Consider the following 16081-nt stretch of genomic DNA (forward strand, 5'->3'; position numbering starts at 1 on the left):
TTACGCTGCGCCGTGAAGAGCCAGAAATATCCGACCCCATCCATACCATTCGATGCCATGAGATACCCGCTGGGACGGCATCCCATCTACGAGTTCACGCCCTGCCGCACGTGCGGCTGCACCCCAGAGAACCAGTGCCCCGGTGGCTGCAACCGCGACCCTTACTCTCGCATCGGAACGATCGGGCTGTGCTCGGCCTGCATGTCGCAGCGCCGAGCACTTAACACCTTCCCCGGAACCAAGATCCACGCCGACCGGAGGAACACCCCGAGCAAGGAGGAGGTCGAGCAACTCGGCGGCTGGCGCTGCTTGATCTGCCTTCAGGAGTACGACTACCTCCCCGACGAGGGCGGCCGGGTCCTCGGATTCTTCCGTCACGCAGACGACCCGGCCGCTCTTGGCCTCGTCTGCTCAATCTTGGCACCAGGAAACATCAGCGGCCCGGGCGGCTGCGCTGGCCCGTTGGGGCGTATCGCACGCGGCACCCGCCACGGATCCGTCCGCAGGCTCAAAGCACTCAAGGAATACCGCGACAACCCGCTGGAGTTCGGGCCCCGCCCAGACCTCGTGGACCGCCGCATCCACCGGGTTGCTGAAAACCAGCGCAGCCAGGGGGTGCAGGTCACGGCCGCCGACGTGGCTGGCATGTACGTTGCCGCTGGCGACTGCTGCCAGATCTGCAAACTGCCACGGACGATGCCGCCGAAGAGAAACAACCTGCACATCGACCACGATCACGAGCACCAGCGAGTTCGCGGAGTGCTCTGCGGAGGCTGTAACTCATCGATGGACCTGCTCGACCGCGATCCCTTGTACTACGAGCGGGCACGCTGGCTGTTCCGCGACGCCCAAGGCATCCGGTCGGCCCCGTGGTACAGGACGCCTCCCTGGTACCACGACATGGCTCCTGCCTAACAGGCTCGCCCTCGCGCCGGCGACCGTGACGGTGGGCAGTGATTGCACGGTGACCAGCCCCACCCGCACTTACATGCTGACAGCCGTCGGATTGGGGAGGCGCACATGCCCGAGCACACGAATCCGGTCCCGGGGTCGGCACCGGAGCTGGACAACCCGATGGTGGGGACGGAGAGGTCGACCGGTCGAGGGGACGACCCGACAAGACTGGTGATCGTGGCCAGCAGCGCGCTCGGCGGTGTGCCAGCCGCCTACATCGCGTCCCATTCCGTACCGGGCACCGCCATCGCCGCGGCAGTCGCGGCTGTCCTCGTGTACTTGGGAAGCCGTAGACGGCCGCCTGAGGGCCTATCTGCTCGGGTCGTTGCACATGCGCGAACCTCCGAATCAAGTCGCGAGCCTGCCAGTAGGCCACAACTCACGCGTCGGATCTTCGCCATGTGGGAGGTAGCGCATGACGGCGTCAGACTCGGCGGCAGCGATCTCGAAGCTCGGAGATGACGGCTCTCTCGAGCGCGTTGACGGCGCCGTCCACAGTGGCCACCCGGTTGGCCACGTCGAGGATGTCGCTCAGATCTCCTGGCTCGGCGTCTAGGCGTCGCCACACCTCGGCGGGGTCGATATCAACAAGGTGAGCGAGCTGTCTATCGACCACCTGATGCTGATCCCGGACCAGCCTCACCAGGTGTCGAATCAACAGCGCCTCATCGTCGACAATCTTATGGTCCGCCATAATGACGAGCCACGCGACCCACAGCATCAACTGCGGGTGCTGACTCCGCTTGCTCAGACCTTCGGCGAGTTCGATCACCCGCGCCTCGTTCCGGAAGACGGCTTGCGCGTGCCGCCCCGCGAGCAGCGTCGTATAGCGGTTCAACACCACCGCAAGGGGAACGCCGACGACAGGGATACCAATCTTGATGACGTTGCGCTGCAGGAGAAACTTCCCGACGAAGGGGAGCCCCTTCGCGGCGGTCAGTACCTCTCTAGAGTAGAAGCGCTTGATCACCCGCCGCACTATGAACGGGACCCCCTTGCCCATACCTGCCCCGACCATTCCCCCGCTCTTGATCGTGAAGGCCACTCGAATGAGCTTCCACATGTCATCGGGGTCGGACGGGTCGAGCGGGACCCGATAGAGCACTGAGACGTCGTAGGCCAGGCGGAGCTGGAGCCGGGTGATGAACGCGACATCAACCATCATGGTCGCGCCAGCGGCCGGGACAGTCGCCGGCGAGGCACCACCACGGCTCCCGAGGGTGGCGACGACGGCCGCCGAGTAGGCCCCGGAAGAGAGCCCACCTTCGAGCGCGGCGTACCGAGCCGCCATCTTGATCCGCTGATCGACGATGGCATCCGCGGGTACGCCCTCATACCGCTCCTGGAAGTACTGCCAGTCGACCTTGTCGGTGTAGGAGCTCAGGGCCTGAGCGCTGAGCTTGATGAACCAGCCGCCCGACTTGATATCATGCGGGCTCAGCCCCTTGATGAACTCCCGTAGCTCGGCCCGCTCATGCTCGACAACCTCCCGGTCGGCATCGTCGCCGCCGGCGTCAATCGGAGCTTCGGTCATGGCGAGTTCTCCCAGGCCGTTCAGCGTATTGCCAGGTTTGGACAACCCCGCTGACGTCTCAACACGCTGACTCAGTAACCAGCACATCTGTCGACGAATGTCCCGCTGAGCTGCAACCCTAGCCGTCATCATGCGGCTGGTGCCATCGTGTCGACCCCCGTCATGCGGAGGCGGAGGCGCGTCTCGGTCGGGGACCTGCCCAAGGTGCCCGCCCGAAGCGGAACGTCGTCAAACGATCTGCAGACCGTGAACGACTCGTTGCTTGTGCTATGCCGTCCGCAGCACCCTCGCCCACACCGCAGTCGGACCTCATGTCGTGATCTTCCAGACAGATTGGGGACGCATGACGTAGAAACCACCCATGGCACCCCTACCGACCGTCGGCGACTGCGGGGCATCAGACCCTGCCGACCCTGAAACGCCGTGCGGGGCCGAGGTAGTGGCGCATCATCGCTGCCTGGTGCACCTCACGCCCGACGAGCGCACCACCTATCTGACCACGCTGGAACCGGGTTCGGACGTCCACGTACGGGGTGTGGTATTCACTGGCGAACTACTCACTGAGCTGCTGAACGTGTTGCGCGACGACCAGGGCATTGTGCGGATCGGAACAGGCGACTTTTCCGAGGCAACGTTCTCTAGACGCGCCAACTTCAGTGGAGCGACCTTCTCCGGACGCGCCAACTTTCGTGGAGCTAAGTTCTCCGGATACGCCGACTTCGCCCAGGTGACGTTTTCCAAGTCCGCCGACTTCGACCGGACAAGGTTCTCCGGATACGTCGACTTCGATGAAGTTAAATTCCTCGGGAACGCCGACTTCATCCTAGCCGTGTTTTTCAAAGCCGCTAGCTTTACTACTGCAACATTCTCTCATCACGCCAGCTTCCACGATGCACGGTTCTCCAAACGTGCCGAATTCTCGAGGGCGACTTTTTCCGGCCGAACCGGCTTTGGAAGGACGATCTTCTCCGAAGAGGCTGTCTTTACTAGTGTCACGTTCTCCGCCTTCAGCACGTTTGCAGAAGCAACATTTTCTAGCGAAGCCAACTTTACCGAAGCGACGTTTTCCGAGCGCACAGCCTTCCCCGAGGTAACTTTTTCTGAGCGTGCAATCTTCCTTGGGACGACGTTCCTCAGGGATGCCGAGTTCGCGCAGTCGACGATCGCCGGGGACGCCGTGTTCGGTGCGGCGAAGTTTACACAGACCGCCCGCTTCTCCGAGACGACATTCGCGCAGCTCGCCGACTTTGCGAACGCGACGTTCTCCGGGCGGGCTGACTTCAGAGGGGCATACTTCTACGAGGACGCACGCTTCAGCAGGGCAACGTTCGCGGGTATTTTGCAGCTCATCTGCTGCGCTGACTCGCTGCATTTCGATAATACGATCGTTGAGGCGGATATGTGGCTCGACGCGGCCGCTCGGATCGTCACTGTTGAAGAAATGCGCGCCAGAGGGCGAGTCAGTCTCCGGCTGCGGGCCGCACGGGTTGACTTGACCGGAGCGGTGTTCAGTGAGCCGGTGACCGTCCACGGGTTGCAGCACCCCATCCCTGGCGTAGATGAGGTTAGGCTCCTTGACCCGGCAACTGGACTGGTTCCCGCAGTGGCGGTCGTGTCACTGCGTGGGGTCGACGCCGAGTCTTTGGTACTGACAGACGTGGACCTGAGCCAGTGCAGGTTTACTGGGATGCATCGTGCCGACCAGTTGCGCCTAGACGGCCGATGTACGTTCGCCACAGCCCCACGCAGCCGCCGCCAAGTACTTGCAGAGGAACACCACTGGCGCGCACAAGATGGTCACAGCTCCGACGGCTGGACCCCCGCTCCGGGGACGGTAGAGGCGGTCGGGCCAGCCAGACTCGAGGTGCTGTACCGACAACTGCGCAAAGCCCTAGAAGACGCCAAGAACGAGCCTGGCGCCGCCGATTTTTATTACGGCGAGATGGAAATGCGCCGCAATGCCTCCACGTCGCCGGTGGAACGTCTTCTGTTGACACTGTACTGGGTAGTGTCTGGATATGGGCTTCGAGCGTCCCGTGCCCTCACTTCGCTGGCTTTCGTCATCGCTCTGCTAGCATTCGGTATGCAGTTTGCCGGATTCCCCGGCCAGCATCATCCGGCCTATCTCGACACCTTGCTTTACAGCCTGAGAGCCGCGTTCTCAGTAGACGTCAAAACCGCCGCGCTCCCGGAGAGTATCACCCGCTGGGGCCAGGTGTTCAGGGTCATGTTGCGGATCGCCGGGCCTCTCTTCGTCGGCCTGGCCGCTCTGGCAATACGCAATCGCGTTAAACGCTGAGGAGCAACCACCTCCCGGCAAAGCTTGGCGGCGGGCCGCGTAGACGGACCACAGGACTACGGTGTTCGCACACGCGCAACGAATCGGGAACGTGTGCGGTCGGTTCAAATCCCCCCACCAATCGACACTCCCATGCCCTAGGTTCGCAAATGGCATGGAACACGCACATTATGCAGCACCATAGCGACAGCTGATCGCGAGGCGACGACCTAGCAGTAGGCGGGGAGATCATGCAGCCATCTGTGTGGCTCGCTTGACGAGTCGCATCTGTGCCTTGAGCCATTCGACGTTTGCTTAGGAGATCTTGATATGCGGTGTCGCAGATGAAGTATTTGCCTGGAGGTCGGGCGCGGCGCAAGTCCCACTGGGCGCATCACATTGCCTCGCCGCGTTGTAGGTGGGTCGTGCGCACCCAGTACGGGTCGTCGTCTGCGGCCGCGATGGCCCGGTCGAGCTGGGTACGTAGTTCCATGAGCTCGGCATGGGTGCTGTTGGCGGCACCCGTCTGCTCAGCCAGCCGTAGCGCTTGACGGGCCTGCCGCCATGACAACTTCGGTGTGAAGGTGTCGTGGATCGGGGTGACATGCCGAAACAGGGGTGGCGGGATCGGCCGCCACCCGAAGCCGAGCATGTACCGGATCAACGTTGCCTCCCGGTCAGCATCGGGGTCTTCGGGATGGACGGCTTCGCCGACCGTGAGTGTGAGGTAGCCGCGGAATCGCTCGACCATGATCCGGTGCCCGGTAACGGGGTCGGCGAACGTGCGGTCGGCGGGCAGGCGCCAAGCGACCTCCCACAAGTGGCGGATCACCGGTTCGTGCTCGCGCTAAGCGCTCCGGGGGCGCGGGCCGACCAACCTCCCGAGACCGAACGCGGCGACCAGCGAACCTGCCGCCACCAGCGGCAGGCTAGAGATCCACAGGTAAGAAGAGGCCAGTGCGATCCCACCAGCGACGACGGCGGCGGCAGGCAAAGCGTGATCCAGTCACACCGGGGTCTCCCTTGTCGGTGGAGGAACCTTCGTCCCATAGCCATCTGCAGACGAAGCGCTCCGAGGAGAAGCCAGAGTTCAGATGCGGACGCGCCAACCGGCCACTGTGGCCCACGGGGCCGCGACGCCGAGATCAATCGCCAGGCGTTGCGCATGGACGGACAGCGAGTGGAGCAAGCGCCGCGCGAGCTACGAGGGTAGATCATTGCTCCGTAACTCGTGTTCGTGGTGCCCACTAGCGTGGGCGGCGTCCCGGGCGGGGATACGCGGCCAAAGCATGACGGCGACTCCTTTCCACCTGGTCTTACCCGCCCGAGAAAGTTTGTTGTGCTCACCACGCCGTACTGGAAGGCTCAGACCGTGTCCGAGAACACGCAGTCGGCACCGGGCCGTCTCGGAGCGGGTCCAAGCGCTGCCGGCCCGTATGAGGGTGAGGGACGTTTACCACGATGACACGTTCGGCGATGCCTGAGCCGCCCCTCTCGGCTGCGAGTCGCCAACTCGATCGGCGGCAGCTGGAGGTCGAACGCCTCTTGCGGCTGATGGGCGGAATGCTCGCGGACGCCTATGCCGACGCGTGTGTCATCCTTACTCAGCAGCCGCGTTTGGCTACGGCATCGCATCTGCTGAGTCATCTGGCTAGGGAGATCGACTCCGGGTTGCGGGAGCTGCTCACGGCAATGCTCCCGACGAAGCGACAGGAGCACTTGGACTCCCTGCGTGAAGAAGGATCGCGCGACGCACCGCGAAGGCATGTCATCGCCGAGATATGCGATTTTCTGGGCGTGCCGACCGAGAACGAGGTGTGTAGAGTCTGGGTCTCGCTGGAATGGCACGGTCGCGCCCACCGCGGTCCGCTGCGCGAACCGCGAACGCTCGACGACAGGTTTCTGCGCAGCTGGAATCAATTCGACTACGTGCTGCACGAAGTCGCGAGGCGGTTTGAGGCGTCGTTCCTTACGGCGCTACCGTTGATCGATGCCCTGGCTGCGCTCACGTGTCCGACAAAGGACGATCTCGCCAGGCTGAAGAACCAAGTGCCGCAGAGCATGGTCGCGATGGAGCGTTTCTATGCCGCCGCGGGTCCAGGCTGGTTCCCCCTCCTGCGTAGGGGCGGCTTCTTCCGCAACCCTGCAAACCTGCGGCCAGATGACGCCGGCATGGTGACCTACGTGCCTTGGCCGGCAGGACCCTACCTTGTGCGCATGGCGGCTGAGCCGAAGTACGCAGCCGAGGTCATCACCCTCTTCTCGGAGCTCGACACCGACAATCCTCAGGCGGGCGAGTCGGCCGCCGATGTCGCCCTCGTGGTTTCTCCAAAGCACGCCGCCCGGCTCGCCGCAAAGCTCACCCAGTTCCTCGCGTCCTTCGCGCAGTGGGCGCTGCCGTCGAAGGCAAGTGAGGTGGTGGTACGACTTGCAGCTGAGGGCGAGCAGCACGCTGCACTGACGATCGTGCAGGCGCTGATGCCGGTTCCTAACCGAGGCGCGGCTCGGCGCCGGTTCATCCCCGTCGCCCTCAGCGCGCCTGTCTACATCGATCTGGGGATGCCGATCATCGTAGTCCTAGCCGACCTGCTCTGTGCGGCCGATGAAGACCCTGACAACGATGTCACGCTGGCGTACTCGTCGATGTGGCGGCCTGTGATCGAGCGCGACAGGTACCGTGACAGCCGCGACAAAGTCTTGTCCGCGCTTCGCGATGCGGCGACCGCGGTTGCGGGCTCGGTGAACGCCGCCGCAGTCGTCGAGGTTCTGGACGGCTACGAGCCGATCGTGTTCACGCGCCTCAGCCTTCACGTTCTGACTCGCTTTCCGGACCTTGAGCTCGTGTCAGCGAGGTTGACGTCCGCCGAACTGTTCCGCAGCTCAGAGGTCGCCCACGAGTACACACAGCTGCTGCGCGCCGGCTACAGACTCCTCAAACCCGAAGACAAGGTCACTATCGCCGGATTCATCGAAGCGGGCCCGCAATGGGAGGCATCCGCTGACGACGTCGAGCGATGGAAGCTCGGCCAGCTGGCCAGGTTCGGTGACGAGCTACCCGACGAGCTGCGCGAACCGTACGAGACCCTGGTGAAGCGGCACGGCCAGCCGACACAGGACGACGACCCGTTTGAGTTCGCCGAGTGGCCCGGCACGCACTCCCCAATCGACGCCGCAGGGATCGCCGAACTGTCGGACGACGAACTGCTCAGCTTCCTGCGCACGTGGCAAGCACCGGGTGGATGGCGGACGCCCACGGTCGAGGGCCTACGCAACCAGCTCGAGGAGGCGGTGGCCGCCAATCCCGCACGATTTGCAGCACTCTCGCCACGATTCATCGATCTGGCGCCGGACTACGGCGCGGCCGTGCTGGTGGCGCTCACCCGAGTGCTCTCCGCTGATCGGCCGAACCCGCCGGGCGACGACGCACCAGATGATGACGACACCTGGTCGACGGGGGCAGAGCCGTTCGGGTGGGATGACGTGCTGGACTTCGCCCAAGCGGTGATCGATACATCGCGCTCGCAAGACGACCAGCAGCCGCAGAGCGACCTCTACGGGCTGACCTGGCACGACTGCTGCCGGAACATCGCCGAGCTACTGACCGCCGCGATGCAGCGGCAGTGGATCCACACAACCTTCGCCGAGCGGGTCCTCGCACTCATCCGGGAACTTGCTGAGGACCCACGGTCACGGCCGGGGCAACAAATAGTCCTCGACGGCGACGATCCTGTCGCCGAAACTCTCAAGACCACGCGAGCGCTGGCCCTCGTCGCCGCGATGCAATTCCTCCAGTGGATATCTGGCGACCACGACGCCACAGCAGCGCCGACGGCATCTGTCGAGGACGTCGTAGCTCTGCTCAACGCCCACCTGGACCCCGCCGTGGATGACAGCCACGCAGTGCGCAGTGTCTACGGCATGTACTTCGGCGTACTCGCCACGCTTCTTGGGGAGTGGACGCACGCACACCGCGCGATGATCTTCAGCGATGGGGACGATGCCGACCTGGGTTCTGTCGCGTGGCAGTCGTTCTTGCGGTGTAACCGCCCGTCTGAGCACACATTTCGGCTCCTGGCCGAGCAGTACGGTAAAGCCGTTGTGGACCTGACCGGCCGAGCCGCAGATGCTGAGGACCATGCAAATCGCGCCGCGAGCGAAGCCGTAGCCATGCTGCTCGACCATCTCGCGACACTCTACGGGCTGGGCCTGATCGGGCTGAAAAGCGACACCATAATCGCACTGTTCGCTGAGGATGTGCCCGTAGAGTATCGAGCCCGCATGCTGGAGATCTGTGGGCAGATGCTGTCCAACACCGCAGGCCCAGCACCCGCGATCGTCGAACGACTCCAAGCGCTATGGGATTGGCGCGCGGACGAGCTGGACGCTGGGCGCACGCAGGTTCAGGAGCTCGCCGGCTTCGGGTCGTGGATATCCTCAGAGAACTTCCCGGCTAGCTGGGCCTTGATGAAGCTGCGCGCGCTGCTTACTGCTGGTGGATGCCCCGAACCGAGTGACATGGTTGCCGAGCGCCTAGCCGGGCTCAGGCAGGAGTTCATGGCAGAGGCGGTCGCATGCACTTCTCTGCTCATCGACGCGCCCACCGACCCATGGTTCATCGATGCGTCTCGCAATGAAATCTCCGCAGTGCTCGCCGAAGGCGTAAAGGCGGACGATCCCGAGATTCGCAAAGTCGCGTCCGAGACGGTCAACAGGCTGGTCGCCCGCGGCCGCATATCTTTCGCGCAACTCCTCAGCTGATGCTTCGAGGGCGGTCACGCACGCCGCACGCTGGCGTTGATAGACATCATGAAATAGGGCAAGCGTGCATTAGAGCCTCGCGCAGCCGGTCATGGAACACGCTTCGCCTGCCGAACCCGGGCATGGAGGCTCCGGCACCTATGCCTATGAGGTCCCCGCCTGGCCCTCCGTGGACCTGTGCCGTGCCAATATCCGCGCATCGGTTGGGGGCACCACACAGATGGCTGCATGATCGTCGGTATTGGTCGTCGCCTCTTGGCGTTCTGGCCTGTGCAGCAGGTGTTGCGCGGCCTGTATCAGCCGGGGGTAGCGGTCTGCCTGGAGGGCCACCAGTTTCGCTCGCCGAGCGTCACCGCGATAGCGGGGACGAGCAGGGCCCGGACGAGGAAGGTGTCGGCGAGCAGGCCCAGGGTGACCACGAAGCCGATCTGAAACAGCGCCTCCATCGGAACCGCCATCAAGGTCGCGAAGGTGGCGGCCAGCACGAGGCCAGCGGAGGTGATCACGCCGCCGGTTCGCTCAAGGGCCTCCGTCACCGCGCGGCGTGTCTCGTGCTGTCGACGCAGCTCGCTGATCCGGCTGAGGAGAAACACGTTGTAGTCGACGCCCAGGGCGACGAGGAAGATGAATGCGTACAACGGCAGGCTTGGATCTGAGGCCGGCTGGCCGAGGATGTGGGTGAAGATGAGGGAACTGACGCCGAGGGCGAAGCCGAAGGAGAGGATCACGGTCGCGATCACGTAGAGCGGCATCACCACCGCGCGCAGGAGCAAAGTGAGGACGAGGAGGATCAGGGCAAGGCTGACCGGGACGATCAGCCTGGTGTCACGCCAGAGTGCCTGGCGGGCATCGTAGTTCTCGGCCACGGTCCCGCCGATCAGGACGGTCCGGCCGTCGGCCGCGCGGTCAGCGATCTCGCGTAGCGCTGGGACGGTGTCGGTGGCCCGCTCTGAGAACGGATCCATCCGCAGGTCTGCATCGAAGATGAGCAAGTTCGTCGCGGACCTTCGCTGGCCTTGCGCCTCCGCATCCAGGAAGCCGCCGTCCGCCGCGACCGACCTGGCCACCGCGTGCATGTCGGCGACGGGTGTGTGCGTGCCTTCGGTGAGAGCGCTCTGGACCTTCCCGCTTGCCTCGTCGGCTACGACGATGCGAAGCGGCGCCGCCCGGCCGGGGATGAAGTGGTCGCGGATCACCTGTTGGCCGCGGACCGAGTCCGGCGCCTCGCGGAAGGACTCGGAGAAGTCGAGCGCCGGACGCCCGCCGATGTTGGCCAGCGCGCCCGCAGCGAGGAGAGCGGTGACCGCTGCAGCGATCACTCCAGGGCGCGCGTGTACGAGGCCCGCGACGCGCCCCCAAAACGTGACTGTACGTGCGGACTCGGGCTCGCGGCGGGGAATCGCGGGCCAGAACGCCCGTCGTCCGAGGGCGGTGAGCACTGCGGGCAGGAGCGTCAGACCGGCACAGACCATGATCGCAACACCGAGGGCGAGGATCGGGCCCATCTCGCGCGTGGCGTTGAAGTCGGCAATGGCGAGGACCAGCATCGCGCCGACGACGATTGCTCCGGCGGAGAAAATCGCCGGGGCGGTGCGCTGGGCGGCGGCGACCATCGCCTCCTCGACGTCCCGCGCCCGGCGCAACTCGTCGCGAAACCGCGCCACGATCAGCAGACAGTAGTCGGTGCCCGCGCCGAACATCAATACGATCAGGATCGCGGTCGTCTGGCCGCTGACCTCGGTGAGGCCAACGGCGACGAGGCCGTAGGCGAGGCCGGCGGAAACGAGATAGGCGAGGGCGACGACGGTCAGCGGTACCAGAGCAACCAGCGGCGAGCGGTAGGTCGCGAGCAGCAGGAGCAGCAGCATGACGACCGTGACTGTCAAGAGGGTCTCGTTGATCCCTTTAACCGCAGCACTTCGATCGGCCTCGAAGCCGGCACGGCCGGTGACGAAGGCCCTCAATCCGCTCTCGTCGCCGGCGGCCGGCGGGACGACCTCGCGGATTGCCGCGACGGCCTGCTCGATGGCGGGCGTCGAGTCGTCGGTCATCAGGACTGTGCCCAAGATGACGCTGTTGTCGGGTGAGGTGAGCAGCGAGCCGCCCGGGCTCATGTCGAGCGGATCGGTCTCGCCGCACGCGCGCTGGTACGGGGTGGCGACCATCGTCAAGTTCGGGATCGCGCCGGACCGGCACAGCGCGAGGGCGTCGGCGTCGGCGCGCCGCCCGTCGTCCGCTGTGATCCCACCCTCGCGGAAGTAGGCGATCACCGCCGCTGTCTCGTTGCCGCGCCGGAACCGCTCGTTGATGATCTGCTTGGCCTCCGCCGACTCCGATCCCCGGACGAGGAAGGTCTCGCTCTCGTCGGCGGCCCGCTCGCTGAGCCTGGCTTGTAGCGGCACCGCGAGCATCGCGAGCGCAAGCCACACCGCGATCACGACCCACCGTGACCGTCGACCGGCGGCGATTACGGAAGCCCTGGTGAGAGGTCGCATCGGGTCGCCGACCCTAGAGCCCACCGCCAACGCCCTCTACGTAGCGGACGGCGCCATGCTCGACGTAGACGTAGATCCTCGTCGGGTCGATCTCCATCGGCACGGGTCGGCTCTTGCCGTCCTCGCGCGCAACGATGATCTCGCAGTCGTGACGGGCCGCCTTCTCACGCGCCTCCGTGAGTTCCTTCCCGAGCAGCTCCGCCGTATTGAAGGCGTTCTTCGCGGGCTTGTACTGGTTGGCACCCCTCTGCTGTCCCGTCTCCACCATCGGGCATTGAAGCGCGGTCAGATCGCGCTCCCGCGTCTTCGCCTCGCCGGAATCGCCGCTACATCCCGTCAGAGCCAGCGCCCCGACGGTGATCGCGACTGTGGGCGCAGCAACGCTGAGAAGCCGCCTGTGAACCCTCTGCCCGCTCATAGATGGGGACGCTAGCTATTGAAACCGTCTCGTTCAAGACAACTAACGTCATTCCCGACAGAACTAACGTTTTAGATCAAAGTTACTTCCCTTTCAGACAGCACAACTTACGTCTCTGAGTGTCTAAAGTTCCGCATTTCCAGACGAAAGCTCTTGACAACGAATCAAAAGGAGATCACGTTCAACCTTCAGGCGGTCGCACCATGTCGCTCCGATCGCGGGGCTGGTCGCTGCCACATTCGGAGAGGAAGTGAGTGGCATGCGGAACGCCGCGCGGCCCGCGCGGAGTGTGAGGCGTTCTGTTATCGCGCTGATCGCGGTCGCCGCTCTTGGGGCTCAGATGCTCGCCCCGGCGGCCACTGCCCAAGCGACGAGCACCCGACGGGCTCCTAGTATCCATCCGGCAACTGCTGCCCCGGCGACGAGCGCCCTCCCTGCGGCTCCTGCCCAGGCTGAGGGCAAGAGGGTCCTCATCTACACCGGTACGACCGGGTACCGGCACACCGATGCGATCAACAACGGTCGCCCAGTGCTGCAGGCCGCTCTCAAGGACGCAGGCTATGAGGTCGACTGGGAGGACTGCGATAACAACGGTGGCGGCCCGAACAACTGCAACCACCCGGACAAGAATCCCCGGATCTTCACTGACGAGAACCTGGCCCGATACGACGCGATCGTGCTCCTGAACGCGTCGTGGTCGTGGGCCGGCGGTGGGCGGTCCGGACCGCTCCTCGACCATCACCAGCGCGAGGCGTTGATCCGCTTCACCCAGCACGGCGGCGGGATCGCGGCCGTGCACAACATGACTGACGCCGCCGCCGGCGTGTCCGCGTGGGACTGGTGGGACGGCGGGCCGGACAGCGTCGTCGGCACGACGATGCTCGGCCACTCGAGTGGGTCTTCGACCGGCAACGCTGCGACCGTCCAGGTCGCCGACCGCAACCACCTCTCTACCAAAGACCTGCCCGACACCTACAAGATCGCCGACGAGCACTACAACTTCGCCCGCAACGTCCGGGGTGACCACCACGTGCTCGCGACCTTCGACGAGCGCACCTACAACACCGGCACCCACTCAATGGGCCAGGACCACCCCACAACGTGGTGCAAGCTCTACGACGGCGGCAGCGTCAAGGACGGCACCGGCAACCCACGGCCCTACAACGATGGGCGGACCTGGGTGACCTCGCAGGGCCACTACGGCGTGCGTTACACCGAGAACGGCGGCGACAACCCGCTGATCAAGCAGATCGTCGGAGGGGTGCGCTGGGTCGCCGGCGAGGGAAAGAAGACCGACTGTTCTGGCACCGTGTGGTCGAACTTCACCCGTACGACCCTGGTCGACAATGTGAACGGCCCGATGGCTCTCGACGTGGCGCCGGACGGCAAGGTCTACTGGACCGAGATCGGCTCCAAGCAGGGGTACGAGTCCGAGGGCTACGTGAAGATGTACGATCCGAACGGCCCGCCGAACAACTCGACCACGGTCGCGACGATCCCGACCCGCGCCGACCACGGCAACTCCGAGGACGGCGTGCTGGGAATGAGCCTGGAGCCGGGCTTCGACCTATCGAAGCCGTCCAAGCACGACATCTACGTCTACTATTCCCCGCGTAACCCCGGCGACTGGCCGACCACCGGCGACCAGCAGTCGGTCGGCTACAACCTGATCAGCCGCTTCACGCTGAACAAGACCGGCACCGCGTTCGAGCCCGCACCAGGCGGGCCGAAGCACCAGGACCCGGCACATCCATACAAAGAGCGGCAGATCTTGCGCGTGCCCAAAGCGAAGATCTCGGGCAAGCCCTCCGGTTTCCCAGGTGGCCCCACCGACAACGGCCCCGGCCATGTCGGCGGTGCGAGCCTGGTGTTCGACTCCGAAGGCAACCTCTACGTCGGCGTCGGCGACGACGTTTCCCCGAACGCGCCCGGCCACAACCGCTACGCGCCGATGGACCATCGCGCCTCGGAGCGCTGGGACGCGCGCAAGACGGCGGCCAACACCGCCGACCTGCGCGGCAAGATCCTGCGCATCAAACCGCGCGAGGGTCCGCCGCAGACCCCAGGGCGCGCACCCGATCCCGGCCTGGACAAGACCTACACGGTCCCGAAGGGCAACATGTTCGCGCCGGGGACCCCGAACACCCGACCGGAGATCTACGGCATGGGCTTCCGGCAGCCGTTCACGGTGCACACCGACCCCGCGAACCCGGGTTCGGTCGTCGTCGGCGAGTTCTGCCACGACAACTCGGTGGACCAGCCCAACCGCGCCCCGGCCGGCGTCTGCGAGTGGAACAAGGTCGACGGACCCGGCTTCTACGGCTGGCCGTTCTGCGTCGGCGATAACTCGAAGATCAACACCACCTGGCGCTGGAACTACGAGGCCAACTCCTCAACCGATCAGCAGTACGACTGCTCGCTCGACAAGCTCCCGGCCGACCTGAACTGGGCGCCGCCGGGCGGTAGAAATTCGCAACCCACATTCGAAGGCGCCGATGAGATCCCAGGTCCCGCGAAACCAGCGACGATCTGGCGCAAGTACCCCGGCAACCCCGGCGGTCAGGATCCGAAGGCCTTCGGCGACCTGGGTGCCGGGGGGATGCAGCCGGTCACCGGCCCGGTCTACCGGTACAAGGACAGCCACGGTCCCGGCGCCTTCCCGCCCTACTACGACGGCTCGTGGCTGATCACTAACCGTGGCACCGACAACGGGTTCTGGAAGGAGGTCCGCCTGCGGGAGGACGACAACCAGATGCTCCGGGTCAACGACTGGCTGCCTGTCAACCACTTCGGCACGCCGAACAACAGCTTCGTGATCCCGAGCAGGTTCGGGCCCGACGGCGCGCTCTATATGGGGCGCTGGACCTTCGGCTGCTGCCGCAACCAGATCAACCCCGAAATGAAGATGCAGTTGATCAAGGTCGAGTTCACGCCCGAGGCCGACCAGTGCAAGGACACCCAGGCACCGACGGTCTCGCACCAGATCCAGGGCCAGGCCGATCCCGACCAGCAGAATACCTATATCGACTCGGCCACGCTCGGACTCACCGCCAACGATGTCGGCTGTGCCGGTGTGGACAAGGTCGAGTACCGCGTCAACGGCGGAGCGTGGACCACCTACGGCGGGCCGGTCCCGTTCAACGACGCGGGGACGTACACGGTCGACTATCGAGCCACCGATCGCCTTGGGAACACCTCCGAGCCAAAGAGCACCATCTTCACGGTGCGCGACGGCGGCGGGACGCTCCCCACGACGTGCGACATCTACGCCACGGGCGGGCAGTGGAGTCCCAATAACTGCAAGATCAGCCGCGGCGGCACCGTCACCTGGCGCTTCAACGAGCCGGACGCACGGTTCCCGCACGATGTCTGGCTCGTGCCGCCCGGCGGCAATCCGGACCCGAACGGCGGCGACATCTTCCAGGTCACCAACGGACCTGTCCCGCCGGGAGGTCCGCCGGTCTCATACACCTTCGATCGGGAAGGGACCTGGACGGTCATCTGCAGGCTCCACTCCGGCTACGGCGGCGGGCAGTGGGTCGGCATGGTCGCGACAGTCACGATCGGAGGAGGATGAGTTAAGGCCTGATGGCCTGATGGCCTGGTGGTCGGGCCCGGACACGCGGTCCAAACTCGACCACCAG

8 protein-coding genes are annotated in these 16081 nt (G+C 64.9%); 4 read left to right on the plus strand and 4 right to left on the minus strand.

The annotated features are described in order from the left end of the window. On the plus strand, nucleotides 1-915 hold a 915-nt coding region (locus tag HKK74_RS31940; RefSeq protein ID WP_222722987.1), incomplete at its 5' end, for an endonuclease domain-containing protein. Nucleotides 916-1378: 463 nt separating this feature from the next. Here HKK74_RS31940 and HKK74_RS31945 read toward each other — a convergent pair. Further along, nucleotides 1379-2488: a hypothetical protein gene (locus tag HKK74_RS31945; protein WP_187247123.1), complete on the minus strand. Its 1110-nt coding sequence runs from the start codon at nucleotides 2486-2488 to the stop codon at nucleotides 1379-1381. Between the two features lie 361 nt (nucleotides 2489-2849). Between HKK74_RS31945 and HKK74_RS31950 the strand changes: the two genes are divergently transcribed. Continuing rightward, a complete protein-coding gene (locus HKK74_RS31950) occupies nucleotides 2850-4787 on the plus strand; it encodes a pentapeptide repeat-containing protein (protein ID WP_187247124.1) in 1938 nt (645 codons plus the stop codon). A 373-nt stretch (nucleotides 4788-5160) separates the two neighbouring features. Here HKK74_RS31950 and HKK74_RS31955 read toward each other — a convergent pair whose 3' ends face one another. After that, complete coding sequence (locus HKK74_RS31955) at nucleotides 5161-5598, minus strand: hypothetical protein (protein WP_187247125.1); 438 nt, start codon at nucleotides 5596-5598, stop codon at nucleotides 5161-5163. A gap of 629 nt (nucleotides 5599-6227) precedes the next feature. Between HKK74_RS31955 and HKK74_RS31960 the strand changes: the two genes are divergently transcribed. Next, entirely contained in the window at nucleotides 6228-9524 is a 3297-nt protein-coding gene (locus tag HKK74_RS31960; protein WP_187247126.1) for a hypothetical protein, read from the plus strand. Nucleotides 9525-9820: 296 nt separating this feature from the next. Here HKK74_RS31960 and HKK74_RS31965 read toward each other — a convergent pair whose 3' ends face one another. Both HKK74_RS31965 and HKK74_RS31970 read right to left on the minus strand, forming a co-directional pair. Next, entirely contained in the window at nucleotides 9821-12019 is a 2199-nt protein-coding gene (locus HKK74_RS31965) for an MMPL family transporter (RefSeq protein ID WP_312882001.1), read from the minus strand. 13 nt (nucleotides 12020-12032) lie between these two features. Next, entirely contained in the window at nucleotides 12033-12437 is a 405-nt protein-coding gene (locus HKK74_RS31970) for a hypothetical protein (RefSeq protein WP_187247128.1), read from the minus strand. 259 nt (nucleotides 12438-12696) lie between these two features. Between HKK74_RS31970 and HKK74_RS31975 the strand changes: the two genes are divergently transcribed. Next, a complete protein-coding gene (locus tag HKK74_RS31975; RefSeq protein WP_187247129.1) occupies nucleotides 12697-16014 on the plus strand; it encodes a ThuA domain-containing protein in 3318 nt (1105 codons plus the stop codon). Nucleotides 16015-16081: the final 67 nt, after the last annotated feature.

It is taken from the genome of Actinomadura alba (assembly GCF_014323705.1).
In the GTDB taxonomy this organism is placed as follows: domain Bacteria; phylum Actinomycetota; class Actinomycetes; order Streptosporangiales; family Streptosporangiaceae; genus Actinomadura_C; species Actinomadura_C alba.

Bases quoted from the DNA above. Each gene is read 5' to 3' on its own strand.
- HKK74_RS31970 (WP_187247128.1), bottom strand. From the start codon at position 12,437: ATGAGCGGGCAGAGGGTTCACAGGCGGCTTCTCAGCGTTGCTGCGCCC.
- HKK74_RS31975 (WP_187247129.1), top strand. From the start codon at position 12,697: ATGCGGAACGCCGCGCGGCCCGCGCGGAGTGTGAGGCGTTCTGTTATC.
- HKK74_RS31945 (WP_187247123.1), bottom strand. From the start codon at position 2,488: ATGACCGAAGCTCCGATTGACGCCGGCGGCGACGATGCCGACCGGGAG.
- HKK74_RS31965 (WP_312882001.1), bottom strand. From the start codon at position 12,019: ATGCGACCTCTCACCAGGGCTTCCGTAATCGCCGCCGGTCGACGGTCA.
- HKK74_RS31960 (WP_187247126.1), top strand. From the start codon at position 6,228: ATGACACGTTCGGCGATGCCTGAGCCGCCCCTCTCGGCTGCGAGTCGC.
- HKK74_RS31950 (WP_187247124.1), top strand. From the start codon at position 2,850: ATGGCACCCCTACCGACCGTCGGCGACTGCGGGGCATCAGACCCTGCC.